Genomic DNA, 14,551 nt, shown 5'->3' on the forward strand with positions numbered 1-14,551 from the left:
ACCCCCAATCTTCGGCGCATCGGCGGCGTCGAAACAGGAAGACACCACATGAAAGGCATCCTCGACCTGCTCAAATCCAAGAGCCCCAGAGAAGCCAGGGAAGTTGGCGAGTCGACCCTGTTCACGACCGCCTTTTCCATGGGCAAGAGCGCCAGCAAGGCCGCCGCCCCGTGGGAGGCGCGCGCCGTCGAGGTCGTCGCCACCCGCCTGCCCAAGAGCCGCGGGGGCAAGCTGCTCGAATCGGTCTGGGAAAAAGACCAGTACATGTCGCACCTGAACAAGGACGCACTGGAGCGCATGCAGCGCTTCTTCGCGTTCGCGCTGGTCTCGCCCAATCGCGACCTGATCCGTCAGGACGAATTCGGCAACTTCATGATCGTGCTGCTCTCGGGCAGCATCGGCGTGGACCGTCGCCAACCCTGGGGCGAGCACCTGCGGCTGGCCGAAACCCGCCCCGGAGACATTCTGGGCGAGATGTCGTTGCTGGACGGCGGCATCCGCTTTTCCACCTGCACCACGCTCACCGAATGCGAAGTCGCAGTGCTCAGCGCCGAGGCGCTCGACGAGATGATGGCGCAGGACCCGCCGCTGGCCGCCGCGCTGATTGCGCTTTTGGCCCGCAAATTGTCGCTGCGCCTGCGCGTGGTGAGCTCGCGGCTCAGCGACAATCCCAACGGATGACCCGGAGCGATTCGGGCGACCCCGGCGATCCCGGGGACACGCATTTTTGAAACGCATTTTTTGCTACAACCAACAACTTCCCGAGCCAGCCTGATTGCAGAGCAGCCGCGAAGACCGAGAGGAACGACATGGAACGCGATCAGGCCAGTAAATTCATCAACGATCTGCTTCGCCTGATGGTCAGCCGTGGAGGCAGTGACCTGTTCATCACCGCCGAATTTCCTCCCGCCATCAAGGTGGACGGCAAGATCACCAAGGTCTCGCCCCAGCCGCTGACGCCTGCGCACACGCTGATCCTCGCGCGCTCGATCATGAGCGACAAGCAGATCGCCGACTTCGAGCGCTCCAAGGAATGCAACTTCGCGATTTCGCCAGCGGGCATTGGTCGCTTTCGTGTGAACGCCTTCGTGCAGCAGGGCCGCGTCGGTCTGGTGCTGCGGACGATTCCGCTGACGCTACCGACCATCGATGGCCTTGGCGTGCCGCAGGTGCTCAAGGACGTGACCATGACCAAGCGCGGCCTGTGCATTCTGGTGGGCGCGACCGGCTCGGGCAAATCGACCACGCTGGCCGCCATGCTCGACTGGCGCAACGAGAATTCCTACGGCCACATCATCACCGTGGAAGACCCGGTGGAATTCGTGCACCCGCACAAGAATTGCGTGGTCACGCAGCGTGAAGTGGGTCTGGATACCGACAGCTGGGAAGCCGCGCTGAAGAACACGCTGCGTCAGGCTCCCGACGTGATTCTGATGGGCGAAATCCGCGACCGCGAAACCATGGAGCATGCGGTGGCATTCGCCGAAACCGGTCACCTGTGTCTGGCCACGCTGCACGCCAACTCGGCCAACCAGGCGCTGGACCGGATCATCAACTTCTTCCCCGAAGAACGTCGCGGGCAGTTGCTGATGGACTTGTCGCTGAACCTGCGCGCCATCGTCTCGCAGCGCCTGATTCCCAAGCAGGACGGCAAGGGCCGCTCCGCCGCCGTGGAAATCATGCTGAACTCGCCGCTGATTGCCGACCTGATCTTCAAGGGCGAGGTCGCCGAGATCAAGGAAATCATGAAGAAGAGCCGCAACCTCGGCATGCAGACCTTCGATCAGGCGCTGTTCGACCTGTTCGAGGCCAACATGATCACCTACGAAGACGCGCTCAGAAACGCCGACTCGGTCAACGACCTGCGCCTGCAGATCAAGCTGAGCAGCCAGCGCGCCAAGACCACCGACCTGTCGGCCGGTACCGAACATTTCTCGATCGTCTGATCGCCCGCCTTCAAGCCCCTTTGAGCCATTGAACGAACCAACTGGAGTTTTCCTGACATGAGCAGCAGCATCAATCCCCGCACATATGACGCTATTCCCCCGCGCAAAGTCGCGTTTCTGGGGCTGGGCGTCATGGGCTATCCCATGGCCGGGCATCTGGCCAAGGCGGGGCATCAGGTGTCGGTCTACAACCGCACCTCGGCCAAGGCGGAAGCCTGGGTCAAGGAATTCGGCGGCAGCTTTGGCCTCACCCCCAAGGACGCCGTGAAGGACGCCGAAATCGTGTTCTGCTGCGTCGGCAACGACGACGATCTGCGCTCGGTGGTGCTGGGCGAGCACGGTGCCTTCGCCGGCATGGGCGCCAACACCGTCTTTGTGGACCACACCACCGCCTCGGCCCAGGTGGCGCGCGAGTTGTATGAACAGGCGCTGTCGCTCGGTCTGCAGTTCATCGATGCGCCTGTGTCCGGCGGTCAGGCGGGCGCACAGAACGGCCAGCTTACCGTGATGTGCGGCGGCGATCAGGTCACCTTCGACGACACTCGCCCCACGGCGCTGGCGTTCTCGCGTGCGTTCACACTGATCGGCGACAGCGGCGCAGGCCAGCTCGCCAAGATGGTCAACCAGATCTGCATCGCCGGTCTGGTGCAGGGCCTGTCCGAAGCCATCGCCTTCGGTCAGCAGGCGGAACTGGACATGAACGTCGTGCTCGACGTGATCAGCAAGGGCGCGGCCCAGAGCTGGCAGATGGAAAACCGCGGCAAGACCATGGTGCAGGGCAAGTTCGACTTCGGCTTTGCCGTGGACTGGATGCGCAAGGATCTGGGTCTGGTGCTCGATGAGGCCAAGCGCAACGGCGCGCGCGTGCCGGTGACGGCGCTGGTCGATCAGTTCTACGGCGATGTGCAGCAGTCCGGCGGCGCGCGCTGGGACACGTCGAGCCTGATCACCCGCCTGCGCAAGCCCGCGAAGTAATCCGCAGCCCCAAGCAACAAAAAGCCGGTCAGGATGCGAGTCCTGACCGGCTTTTCTGTGGGTGACTACCAGCGGCTCAGCGAACCGGTGCCGTCTGGATCGCGGGCAGCGGCGTGCCCTTGATTTCTTCGCGCGATGGACCCGAAGGTGCGGGCGCCGGAGTGGGCTGCGCAGCCAGCGGTGTCGGCGCAACGGCAGCGGGAGCGGATGTGGTCGACGTGCCAGCCGACGACGCATCCTGCACCGGAGCGCCTTGCTGCTTGCCGTAGTTGGCCAATTCCTCTTCCGAGATGGTCTCGAACACGCGCACGACCTTGCGCACGTTGTCCACACCACGGGCGATTTCGGCGGAGCGCTTGGCTTCGCGCGGAGTGACGCGGCCCATCAGGTAGACCACGTCGCGCTCGGTCACGACCTTGAAGACGTTGGCCGACAGGTCCTTGGCATCCATCAGGCTGGCCTTGACCTTGCCGGTGATCAGCGTGTCGCGCGAGCGCTGGGAGAAGCCGGAGTTCTCCATCACGCCCAGCTCGTTGACCACCGACTTCACGTTCTCGACCGCACGGGCTTCGCGCTCGGCCTTCTGGCTTTCCTCGACAGTCGGCACCTCGCCGGTCAGCAGCACCTGGCGGTTGTAGCTGGTGACGTTGAAGTGGCCACGGCCATTCATGGTGTCCTTGAGGCGACCGGCGACCTTGTTCTCGATGGCTTCGTCCTCGACCTGGGTGCCGGTGGTGCGGCGGTCCGTCGCCATCAGCGTGCCCATCACCGCGCCGCCGCCCAGCACCACGGGGGCGCAAGCAGTCAGACCGGCGGCCAGCAGCGTTGCAGCCAGCACGGCGCAAGTGGTACGGGCATGAAGGAATTTCATCAAAGCATCTCCTGTTCACCAAGTAACTGGGTATCCACACCGTCGCACAGACAGTGCAGGATGAGCAAATGCACCTCGCGCACACGCGCGGCGCGGTCGTGCGGCACGCAAATCTGCACGTCGGTCTCGCGCATCACGCCGCCCATCGCGCCGGAATCACGCGCGCACAGGGCGATCACCGACATGTCTCGCTCGTGGGCGGCAAGCACCGCTTCGAGCAGCGCCGGTTCGTCGCCATTCACGCACAGCACGAGCAGCACGTCGCCGGCTGCGCCCAAGGCGCGCACCTGGCGGGCAAACGCGCCCACTTCAAACGACTGACCGAGCGTTCCGGCCCAACCGGCATCGGCCGACAGGGCCATGGCGGCGAGTTCGGGACGCTCGCGCTCGAAGCCCGCCACGCACATCATGGCGAACTGCAGCGCCTGCGCGGAAGACAGCCCCGCGCCGCAGGCCAGCACCTTGGAGCCATTGGTCACACAGGCGAGCAGCGCCTGCACCGCCGCATTGATGGGGTCGCTCAAGGCTTGCGCCGACTGGTACTTGACGTCGGCGCTGTCGATGAAATGTTGTTGGATTCGTTGCTCAAGCATGGACTGCCGATGATACTTGTCTGGCGCAGGCGCGAAGTGACTGAATTCCAAATCCGTATCGGCATATATCCATTGCGGCATGAAAAACAGCCGAAAAACGCAAGAAACCCTCAAAAACGGCGCTCAGTCTCCCGCGTCAAAAGCCCCCTTGAGCCACACCAGCTCGGGCTGGATCAGCACCACATCAAAGCGACAGGGCGGGTGCGCAGGCAGCACCGCCAGGTAGTGCAGGGCCGCGAAAATGATGCGCCGCCGCTTGGTCGCACCGATGCTGGCGCCCGCGCCGCCGAACTGCGCCGAGCCCCGGCTGCGCACCTCGACGAAGACCAATGTCCCGTCGCGATCACGCATGATCAGGTCGATTTCCCCGCCGCCCCGGCCCGGAGTTCGATAATTGCGGGTGACGAGCTTCAGTCCGGCCTTCTGCAGATGGGCCAGCGCCTGATCCTCGGCGAGCATGCCCTGCACGCGCGTGGTCCGGTCCGCCGTGCCTGCGTCGGTGTTCTGTCCAGTGGCTTGCGCCGCCTGCCCCTTCATTCTTTTCAGGAAATCCCATGAGCACATCTTTTGCCTCTGCCCTGACAGCTGCTCGCGATGCAGCCGGTGCTCAGCATTATCCGCAGGGGGCCTTGTACGTCGTGGCGACCCCGATCGGCAATCTCGCAGATATCACCCTGCGCGCCCTGCATGTGTTGCAACTGGCCGACCATGTCGCCTGCGAAGACACGCGCCACACCCAGCAGATGCTGCGCGCCTACGGGCTCGACAAGTCCGGCAATCAACTGCTGGCCGTGCACCAGCACAACGAGGCCGAACGCTCGGCGCAGGTGATCGACCTGCTGCAACAAGGCAAACGGGTTGTCTATGTGAGCGATGCGGGCACGCCGGGCGTGAGCGATCCGGGCGCGCGCCTTTGCGCCGCCGTGCAGGCCGCCGGTCTGCGCGCAATGCCGCTGCCGGGCGCGAGCAGCGTGACCACGGCCATCAGCGTGGCGGGCATCGTGTCGCCCGATGCACAAGGCTTTCTGTTCGCAGGCTTTCTGCCTACCAAGTCCGCCGAGCGCGCATCCGTCATCGATCAACTGGCGCTGGAGCCGCGCGCCGTCGTGCTGCTCGAAGCGCCGCACCGCATCGAAGAACTCGCCAAGGCGCTGGCCGTTCTGGGCGAACGCCCGGTGACGCTGGCGCGCGAGATCAGCAAGCAGTTCGAGCAGATCACCACACACCCGGCGAGCGCGCTGCTCGCCTGGCTGCAATCGGACAGCCAGCACAGCCGTGGCGAATTCGTGGTCGTGATCCATCCCTCCACGCAAAGCACCGAGCACGATCCCAAGGAGCAGCAAATCCTGCAACTGCTGTTGGCCGAACTGCCCATGAAGACCGCTGTGCGCCTGACCGCGCAGATCACCGGCGGAGCACGCAATCGGCTCTACGACATGGCGCTCGCGATGAAGTCAGCAGGCGACAACGACAGCGAGAACGACAACGAAGGCGACGAAAAATGATTGGGCGATGAGGGAGTGAGAAGCACGATGGCAAAGCGCATGGACTGCGCCGCATCTGCCCGCTGATGGCAGTGCGCTTTCGGCCAGCCGGTGGCTGCAGCCGAGGTGGAATGACTGGCGCGACCGATACCCTTGTCCCGAGCATCCAACCGCTGCGCGCATGTGCGTAGAAGCCTTGAAATCCGTGCCTCTCGACTAGCGCATCACTCCTGGTCCCTTTGGTTTACTTTTTCTTTTCGTGTCGGGCATGGGTCCGACGGGACATCAACTCAATTGACTTTCCAACCTATCCAAATGGGGCAATGGGGGAACCGCGGCCAGCACTAGGGCGGGTCCTCCAACGCGATGGGCCGGAGTTTCCAAAGCGAGCGCTGCGTGGAGCGCAAATCGGAATCGAGCGTGTCACGCTCGTCTTCCAGCGCATCGAGCCGCACTTGCAACGCGCCCACCTGCTTGCCATCGGTGCCACGCGTGAGCGCGCATTCGATGTCGGACTTGAGCGTCACATGCGCAACCACGATTTCGGCGCAGCGCTGGGCCTGTGGTTGTCCCAGCACGACCGACGCGCAATCGGGCGTGCAGCGCAACTCGTGTTCGCATTCGTCGGCAATGCACTGGTAGGCCATGCGCAAGCCATCCAGATCCTTGGACGCACGTGCGATGTCGTCCAGCATTCGGTTGAGCTTGACGAGATGAGACTTGGCAATTTTTTCGGGGAACATAACGGGCACTCCTTGAGTATCAATGAACAGGCGCTGCAGATGGCCCCTGACAAAGTGAATTCAATACAACGCCCGCACAAGAAATTGCACTCACCGAGCAGTTTGCAATTTGCGTGACAAAAATCAATAGCACTCCAGCCTCTTCCCCATTTTTAGAGTTACCAAACGCTGCAAACGGCATTCGCTTGAGCAAGGTCGGCATCGCTTGCCCAACAATATGGCTCGTATTCTCAAGGCGATTTCAACGCTATCTGCGAGGCTGCATCAATACATGTGCTGCTCGCGAATCCATTAACATCGCCCGGACACGCAAGCGCACTCAAGAGTCATCAGCGCTGCATGAACAACAAGGAGACAGGTGAGTGATGGAGCTTTATCACAGCGTCAGCGCGCGCTCTTTTCGTGCACTGTGGATGTTCGAGGAACTGGGCTTGCCGTATCGACTGAAGATGCTGCCCTTTCCGCCACGCGTGATGGCACGCAGCTTTCTCGAACTCAATCCGCTGGGCACGGTGCCGCTCTTGATCGATGGCGAGGCGCGACTCACCGAGTCGAGCGCGATCTGCCAATACCTCTGCAGCCTGGTCCCCGGCACGCCGCTGTCCGTGCAGCCCGGTGATGCAGCCTACGCCAGCTATCTGAACTGGCTGTTCATGTCGGACGCGACCCTCACCTTTCCGCTGACGCTGGTGTTGCGCTACACGCATTTCGAGCCGCCCGAGCGCCGCCAGCCGCAGGTCGTGCAGGACTACACGCGCTGGTTTCTCGGTCGGCTCAAGGCCGTCGAAGCAGCGACATCGCAGCGCGAATTTCTGTGCGCCGACCGCTTCACTGCCGCCGACATCGCCGCCAGCTATGCGCTGATGCTGTCCGAGTTTCTCGACCTGCGCGAACAATGGGGGCCCGCCACGCAGGCCTACTGGCAGCGACTGCGCGAACGCCCCGCGTTTCAACGCAGCCTCGACATCGAAAAACAAGCCGCCATCGATCAGGGCGTGGACCCGATGCCTTCGCCGCTGCTGCGGCCCTGATGACGATGATAAAGATGATGACGACGAACGCAGGAGCCATCCCATGATCACCGTGACCGACGAGACAACGATTGGCCAGGCGCTGCAGGCCGCCGTCCAGCGCTATGCCGACAACAGCCTGCTGGCCGTGCCCTCCAACCCACGCCGCGACTATGCGCAGGACGGCGTCGAGATCAGCTACCGCGAAGCCGGCACGCAGATCGCCGCGCTCGCCAGGCTCTACAGCGAAGCTGGATATGGGCTTGGACACCGCGTGGCCCTGCTGCTGGAAAGCCGCCCCGAGCACATGCTGCACAAGCTCGCGCTCAACACGCTCGGCATCTGCTGCGTACCCGTCAACCCGGATTACCGTCGCCGCGAATTGAACTATCTGATTGACCACTCCAAGGTCGATCTCATCGTCTGCCTGCCCTCGCGTCTCGCTTCGATTCAGGAATCGCTGGAAGACACGCGGCACAAGCCAGCGGTCACCACCGTCGATCCGCTGAACAGCACCGCGCTGCAACTGCCAAAGGCCAGCCGCGCCGCTCAAGCCGGTCAGGTGACCGCCGACACGCCCGCGAGCATTCTCTACACCTCGGGCACCACGGGCCAGCCCAAGGGCTGTGTGCTGTCGCATGCCTACGAACTTGCTGCAGGCAAATGGTATGCAAGCCAGACCGGCTTCGTGTCGATTCAGGAAGGCAAGGAGCGCCTGTTCAACCCGCTGCCGCTGTTTCACGTCAACGCGTCCATCCTGTCGTTCTACTGCATGCTGGTGTCGGGCGGCTGTCAGGTGCAGACGGACCGCTTTCAACCCTCGCGCTGGTGGGAAGAAGTCGCCACATCGCGCGCCACCATCGTTCACTACCTCGGCGTGATCATTCCGCTGCTGCTCAAACAGCCCGAATCGGAATGGGAGAAAAAGCATGTGATCCGCTTCGGCTACGGCGCGGGCGTGGAGCCGCAACTGCATGCCGTGTTCGAGCAGCGCTTCGGCTTTCCGCTGATCGAGCTGTGGGGCATGACGGAAGTGGTGCGCACGCTCTCCGACTACACCGCAGATCGTCAGGTCGGCACGCGCTCGTTCGGTCGCGGCGTGCCGGGTCTCGAAGTGCTGGTGGCCGATGAAACTGGCGCGCCCGTGCCCTTCGGCACGCCCGGCGAAATGCTGGTGCGCTACTCAGCCGAAACGCCGCGCAAGCATTTTTTCAGCGAATATCTCGACGATCCCGCAGCGACGGAAAAAGCGTGGATCGGCGGCTGGTTCCACACCGGCGACGTGGTCGTGCAGGACCCGGACGGACTGCTGCATTTCATGGACCGGCGCAAGAACATCATTCGCCGCTCGGGCGAAAACATCGCTGCCGCTGAAGTCGAAGCGATTTTGCTCACGCACCCGAAAGTTCAGGGCGTTGCCGTGATGGCCGCGCCCGACGCCATTCGCGAAGAAGAGGTGCTCGCCAGCATCGTGCTCGTGCCGGGCGAAACCGCGAGCGACGAACTCTGCAGCGAGCTGTTCGACTTCTGCCAGAAGGAGATGGCCTACTACAAGGTGCCGGGCTGGTGGTGGTTCACCGACGAGATCCCCACAACCGGCACGCAAAAGATCCAGAAACACCGCATTCTGCAGGCCGGACAGGACCCGACGACGCTGCCCGGAATCCGCGATCTGCGCACCAGAAAGAAGCGCGGATAAGCGCTGATCGTCAACGCGCGCTGCGGATCAACTCAGCGCCCTTCTCGCCGATCATCATCGTCGCGGCACAGGTGTTGGCCGATGTGATTTCGGGCATCACCGACGCATCGACCACGCGCAAGTTTTGCACGCCATGCACGCGCAACTGCGCATCGACGACTGCCTGCGAGTCACTTGCGGGCCCCATGCGCGCCGTGCCGTTCAGGTGATACGACGACACACCGTAGCGCTGGATGAAATCGAGAATCTCGTCGTCGGACTGCACCTTCTCACCGGGCATCACCTCGGCTTCGCGAAACTTCGCCAGCGCTTCGGTGAGCAGCAACGAACGTGCAATGAGCACACCACGAATCAGCGTGCGGCGGTCATCCTCGTCCTCCAGATAGTTCGGCTGCACGATGGGGTCCACCGCAGGATTGGCCGACGCGATGCGCACCGATCCCTCGCTCTTCGGCCGGTGCTGCCACACGCCGCAAGTCATGCCAGGAAACACATCGAGCATGCCGACATAACCTTCGCGGTAACTCGCTGGCGAGAACACGCCCTGCAGATCGGGCCGCGACAGCCCCGACTGCGACTGCCAGAACCAATGCACGACGGACGGGCTCAGCGAGAGAATGTTCGGCTTGCCGCGCAGCCAGTCGAACGCCTGCCCCCACAGACGCGGCACGCGCGCGAGCTCGTTGATGGTGACGGCGTTTTTCACGCGCGCAACGAGGCGAATCGAAAAGTGGTCCTTGAGATGCTGGCCCACGCCGGGCAGATGCACCTGCGTGTCGATGCCGAACTCGCGCAGTTGCTCGCCATCGCCAATGCCGGAAAGCTGCAGCAGCTTGGGCGTGTTGATCGCACCAGCGCACACAATCACCTCGCGCCGCGCATGCGCCACATGCATCGCGCCGCCCTGCCTGTAAACCACGCCCGCCGCCTGATGGCCGCGCAACACCACGCGCTGCGCCTGCGCATTCGTCACCACATGGAGATTGCGCGCATGCATGGCGGGACGCAAAAACGCGGCCGACGTGCTCATGCGCCAACCCTTGTGGATGGTGCGCTGGAAGTAGCCCACGCCTTGCTGCGACGTGCCGTTGTAGTCCGCATTGCGCGGCATGCCGAGTGCTTGCGCGCCTTGCAAAAAGGCCTCGCACACGGGATGCGGCCAATGCGGCAGCGTGACCTTCAATGCGCCACTGTGGCCGCGCAATTCAGGATCGCCACCATCGACAAACGCTTCCGAGCGCTTGAAATACGGCAGCACTTCGTCATAGGACCAACCGGGATTTCCCATTGCCGCCCAGCCATCGAAATCCTCGCGCTGGCCGCGGTTGTAGACCAGCCCGTTGATCGACGTCGAGCCGCCCAGCGTCTTGCCTTGCGGCAGCGGAATGCGTCTGTCGTTCGTGCGCTCCGTGGGCTCCGAACTGAACTGCCACGCGTACTTGGAATTGAAGATCACCTTGATGAACCCCGCAGGCAGCCTGAGCCACGGATGGCTGTCCGGCGGCCCCGCTTCGAGCACACAGACGCTGACGTTCGGGTCTTCGCTCAAACGCGCGGCGACGATGGCCCCCGCCGCTCCACTGCCGACGATCACATAGTCATACGTGTCGCCAGCAGGCTCCGTCATGCATGGGCTCCAAGGTAGGCGGCACGCACCTTCGGGTCGCACCGCAAATCGGCCGCCGCGCCTTCGAGCGTGAAGCGCCCGGTCTCCAGCACATAGGCGCGGTCGGCCACGGCCAAGGCCTGATTGGCCATCTGCTCGACCAGCAGAATCGTCACGCCCTGCGACTTGAGCTGCCGAACGATGGCGAAGATCTCCTTGACGATGAGCGGTGCCAAACCCAGCGATGGTTCATCGAGCAACAACAGCTTGGGCCGCGACATCAGCGCGCGCGCAATCGCCAGCATCTGCTGCTCGCCGCCCGACATGGTGCCCGCCATCTGCTCGCGGCGCTCGCGCAATCGAGGAAATGCGGCGAACTGTTTTTCCACATCGGCGGCAATCTCCGCCGCTCCATCCTTGCGGTGATACGCGCCGAGCAGCAGGTTGTCGAGCACGGTCTGATCAGCGAACACCTGCCGGCCTTCCGGGCTTTGCGCGATGCCTAGCGGCACACGCAGATGGCCGGGCATGCGCGTGATGTCCTGACCTTCGAATGCAATGCTTCCCGCTGCGGCTGGTTCCAGACCCGAAATGGCCTTCATCAGCGTGCTCTTGCCCGCGCCGTTGCCGCCGATGATGGTCACCACTTCGCCCGCATTCACATGCAGCGAAACGCCCTTGAGCGCCTGCACCGCGCCGTAATGCACCTGCAGCGAATCCACGCGCAGCAAGGCTGTCGTCTGCTCAGGCATGCTGGCCTCCGATCACGTCATCCGCAGCATCTTCGTCCTCGTCGCTGCCCAGATAGGCTGCAATCACGCGCGGGTTGTTCTGCACTTCTGCGGGCGTGCCTTCGGCGATCTTCTGACCGTAGTCGAGCACGATCACGTGATCCGACACCGCCATCACCAGATCCATGTGGTGCTCGATCAGCAGCACCGTGATGCCCAGATCGCGGATACGCGCGATCACCTGAATCAGCTCCTGCGTCTCCTGCGGATTGAGACCCGCCGCAGGTTCATCGAGCAAGAGCAGCTTGGGATGCGTGGCGAGCGCGCGTGCCAGTTCGAGCCTTCGCTGCAAGCCGTAAGGCAAGCTGCCCGCAATGTCGAGTGCCTTGTCGCGCAGATGCAGGCGATCGAGAATCTGCAGCGCCTCGTCTCGCGCCGCCAACTCCGCTTTGTGCGCCTTGCCCACGCCAATCAGACTCGCGAAGAAGCCCGCCTTGATGTGCGAATGCAGACCGACCTTCACGTTGTCGAGCACTGTCATGTCGCTGAACAGCCGCAGGTTCTGGAAGGTGCGCCCCAGACCCATGCGCGCGATTTTGTTGGGCGACACGCCAACGATGTCCTGCCCGGCAAACTGGATGCGCCCGCGTTCCGGCGTGACGATGCCCGACAGAATGTTGAGCAGCGTGGTCTTGCCCGCACCGTTCGGGCCGATCAGCGAATGCACATGGCCGGGCTTGATCTGGATATTCACATTGTTGGTCGGCACCACGCCGCCATAAGCCTTGTACAGACCTTGCCCATCGAGCAGCACGCCAGCGCTTGATGCGCCCACAGCGGGCTTCAATTGCCATGCCGGCAGATCGTTCGGCAAGCGCTCCTTGGGCACCAGTCCCGGCGCGAATTTTCGAGCCAGCATTCGCACAAATCCCGAGAGCCCATTCGGCATCGCATACAGCGCAAACAGGAGCAGCGCGCCATACGTGAAATGCTGCACATCGGGCCAGCGCGAGAGCAGTGAATCGAGCAGCGTGAGCACCACCGATCCCAGCAGCGGACCGTAGACCGAATTGCCACCGAACAGCACGATCAACAAGAAGAAGATCGAGAGATTGAAGGTGATGAAATCCGAGTTGATGTACTGGTTCTGCTGCGCGATCAACGCACCCGCAATGCCGCAGGTGAACGCGCTGATCACGAACGCCAGCACCTTGAACTTGTAGACGCTCACGCCCACGCTTTCGGCCGCGACCTCTGCCGTGTTCACCGCAAGAAACGCGCGACCGAAGCGACCACCCAGCAAATAGCGGAACATCACGTGCAACACAACGCACAGAACCAGCACGAACCAGACCCAGTGCTTGGTGCCGAACATCTGCTCACCCCACTTGAGCGGCAAGACGCCGTAGATGCCCTGCTGCCCCGCGAACACATCCTGCCATTCAGAGACGATCTTCTCGACCACGATGCCGAAGCCGATGGTCACCATCGCCAGCGCAGGCCCTTTCACGCGCAGTGCCGGCAAGGCGATGACCACGCCGAACAGGCCGGCGAGCACGCCCGCCATCGCGAATGCGGCCCAAGGATTCCAACCCCAGCGCGCCGTCAGCAGCGCCACGGCATAGGCGCCCACGGCAAACAGGCCTGCGTGGCCGAGCGATTTCTGCCCGGTGTAGTTCACCAGCACATTCAGGCCCGATGCAGCGATGTAGTTCACGCCGATCAGGAACACGATGCGCAGATAGAAGTCGTTGCTCGTGAGCAGCGGAATCGCCGCCACCAGCGCTGCGACGATGAGCAGCCAGAAGTAATGTTTGAACTCGCCGCTGCGCATCAGACCTTCTCCACGATCTTCTGTCCAAGCAGCCCTTGCGGCCGCACGACGAGCACGATGATGATGAGCACGAAGATGCTGATCTCACGCAGCTCGGCTTGCCAGAGCCCGACCAGCGCCTCGATCAACCCGAGAATGAAGCCGCCCAGCATGCAGCCGCGCGGACTGGTGAGCCCGCCCAGAATCGCTGACGAAAATGCCTTGAGCGCCAGCGACATGCCCATGAAAACGGAGGCGGTGGTGATCGGTGCAATCAACAGTCCCGCCAAGCCTGCCAGGCTGGAACTGATGACGAACGCCAGCACCACGATCGCTGTCACATTGATGCCCATGAGCGTGGCCGCGCTGCCGCTTTGCGCCACGGCGCGCACGGCCTTTCCGATCTTGGTGCGACGCATGACGAAGTCGAGACTGAGCAGCACGATCACGCTCGCCACCAGCACCAGCACTTCCTGCGGCAATACCCCCGCGCCGCCGATGCGTATCACGTCACTGCCAAGCGGCGACGGCATCACCATGTTCGATGGCCCCCAGATCGCCAGCGCCGTATTCTGGATGATGATGCCAAAGCCAATGGTGCTCATCACCCACGCCATACCGCCCCGCCCCACAAACGGCCTCACCGCCGCGTAGTACAGGATCACACCCAGCACACCCAGCACCGCCATCGTGCCGATGAGACTGAGCACATAGCGCACCATGGTCACATCGGCCGGCAGCAAGGTATCGGTGATGTTCTTGCCCGCGAGCAGCAGCAACACCGACACCGACACGAACGCCCCTGCGACGAGGAACTCGCCCTGCCCGAAGTTCAGCGTCTTGGTGGTGTTGAACGTGATGTTGAAGCCCACCGCCACCAGCGCATAGATGCTGCCGAGCGCCAGACCGCTGAAGATCGCCTGAAGAATCGACTCGAACATACAAGCCCCACGAAAAACCGACGTGCAACACCCGGTCTTCAAACCACAACGCCAGCAGCGCGCACGGTGTTTGAACTCACCACCCCAATGACGAGACAGCCCCTCAGGCTAGGCGTGAAGCCGCAGACAGTACTCTCGT

14 protein-coding genes are annotated in these 14,551 nt (G+C 62.9%); 6 read left to right on the forward strand and 8 right to left on the reverse strand.

Annotated elements, in window-relative coordinates:
• The first annotated feature begins 48 nt into the window (after positions 1-48).
• The 3 genes from G7048_RS08475 (at position 49) to G7048_RS08485 (ending at position 2,921) form a co-directional block, all read left to right on the forward strand.
• On the forward strand, positions 49-681 hold the full coding sequence (locus G7048_RS08475) for a cyclic nucleotide-binding domain-containing protein (RefSeq protein ID WP_166067710.1): 633 nt from the start codon (positions 49-51) through the stop codon (positions 679-681).
• A gap of 128 nt (positions 682-809) precedes the next feature.
• Positions 810-1,946, forward strand: a complete 1,137-nt coding sequence (locus G7048_RS08480; protein ID WP_166067711.1) for a PilT/PilU family type 4a pilus ATPase — start codon at positions 810-812, stop codon at positions 1,944-1,946.
• A gap of 57 nt (positions 1,947-2,003) precedes the next feature.
• Positions 2,004-2,921, forward strand: coding sequence for an NAD(P)-dependent oxidoreductase (locus G7048_RS08485; RefSeq protein WP_166067712.1), 918 nt, complete (start codon positions 2,004-2,006; stop codon positions 2,919-2,921).
• 76 nt (positions 2,922-2,997) lie between these two features.
• On the opposite strand, the gene G7048_RS08490 is transcribed toward G7048_RS08485, so the two are convergent.
• From G7048_RS08490 to G7048_RS08500, 3 genes are all read right to left on the reverse strand, one after another.
• Entirely contained in the window at positions 2,998-3,792 is a 795-nt protein-coding gene (locus tag G7048_RS08490) for a BON domain-containing protein (protein WP_166067713.1), read from the reverse strand.
• Positions 3,792-4,385 carry an SIS domain-containing protein gene (locus G7048_RS08495; RefSeq protein WP_166067714.1) on the reverse strand — a complete coding sequence of 198 codons (594 nt, stop codon included), beginning with the start codon at positions 4,383-4,385 and terminating at the stop codon, positions 3,792-3,794. The genes G7048_RS08490 and G7048_RS08495 overlap by 1 nt, the downstream gene beginning before the upstream one ends.
• Positions 4,386-4,508: 123 nt before the next feature.
• Complete coding sequence (locus tag G7048_RS08500) at positions 4,509-4,922, reverse strand: YraN family protein (RefSeq protein ID WP_166070876.1); 414 nt, start codon at positions 4,920-4,922, stop codon at positions 4,509-4,511.
• A 17-nt stretch (positions 4,923-4,939) separates the two neighbouring features.
• Between G7048_RS08500 and rsmI the strand changes: the two genes are divergently transcribed.
• Entirely contained in the window at positions 4,940-5,890 is a 951-nt protein-coding gene (gene rsmI / locus G7048_RS08505; protein ID WP_166067715.1) for a 16S rRNA (cytidine(1402)-2'-O)-methyltransferase, read from the forward strand.
• A gap of 323 nt (positions 5,891-6,213) precedes the next feature.
• Here the strand turns inward: rsmI and G7048_RS08510 are convergent, their stop codons facing one another.
• Positions 6,214-6,612: a hypothetical protein gene (locus G7048_RS08510; RefSeq protein WP_166067716.1), complete on the reverse strand. Its 399-nt coding sequence runs from the start codon at positions 6,610-6,612 to the stop codon at positions 6,214-6,216.
• Between the two features lie 365 nt (positions 6,613-6,977).
• Here G7048_RS08510 and G7048_RS08515 point away from each other — a divergent pair, with 365 nt between their 5' ends.
• Entirely contained in the window at positions 6,978-7,643 is a 666-nt protein-coding gene (locus tag G7048_RS08515; RefSeq protein ID WP_371747663.1) for a glutathione S-transferase family protein, read from the forward strand.
• A gap of 43 nt (positions 7,644-7,686) precedes the next feature.
• On the forward strand, positions 7,687-9,321 hold the full coding sequence (locus G7048_RS08520) for an AMP-binding protein (RefSeq protein WP_166067719.1): 1,635 nt from the start codon (positions 7,687-7,689) through the stop codon (positions 9,319-9,321).
• A gap of 10 nt (positions 9,322-9,331) precedes the next feature.
• Here the strand turns inward: G7048_RS08520 and G7048_RS08525 are convergent, their stop codons facing one another.
• Genes G7048_RS08525 through G7048_RS08540 form a run of 4 tightly spaced genes read right to left on the reverse strand, consistent with a single transcriptional unit; the run spans position 9,332 to position 14,412 of the window.
• The gene (locus G7048_RS08525; protein WP_166067720.1) at positions 9,332-10,948 is read right to left on the reverse strand and encodes a GMC family oxidoreductase; all 1,617 of its coding nucleotides are present in this window, start codon (positions 10,946-10,948) and stop codon (positions 9,332-9,334) included.
• Positions 10,945-11,679 carry an ABC transporter ATP-binding protein gene (locus G7048_RS08530; protein WP_166067721.1) on the reverse strand — a complete coding sequence of 245 codons (735 nt, stop codon included), beginning with the start codon at positions 11,677-11,679 and terminating at the stop codon, positions 10,945-10,947. The genes G7048_RS08525 and G7048_RS08530 overlap by 4 nt, the downstream gene beginning before the upstream one ends.
• A complete protein-coding gene (locus G7048_RS08535) occupies positions 11,672-13,492 on the reverse strand; it encodes an ATP-binding cassette domain-containing protein (protein WP_166067722.1) in 1,821 nt (606 codons plus the stop codon). Before G7048_RS08535 ends, G7048_RS08530 begins: the two co-directional genes overlap by 8 nt.
• The gene (locus G7048_RS08540; protein WP_166067723.1) at positions 13,492-14,412 is read right to left on the reverse strand and encodes a branched-chain amino acid ABC transporter permease; all 921 of its coding nucleotides are present in this window, start codon (positions 14,410-14,412) and stop codon (positions 13,492-13,494) included. The genes G7048_RS08535 and G7048_RS08540 overlap by 1 nt, the downstream gene beginning before the upstream one ends.
• Between the last annotated feature and the right edge of the window lie 139 nt (positions 14,413-14,551).

The organism is Diaphorobacter sp. HDW4B, assembly GCF_011305535.1.
In the GTDB taxonomy this organism is placed as follows: Bacteria; Pseudomonadota; Gammaproteobacteria; order Burkholderiales; family Burkholderiaceae_C; genus Diaphorobacter_A.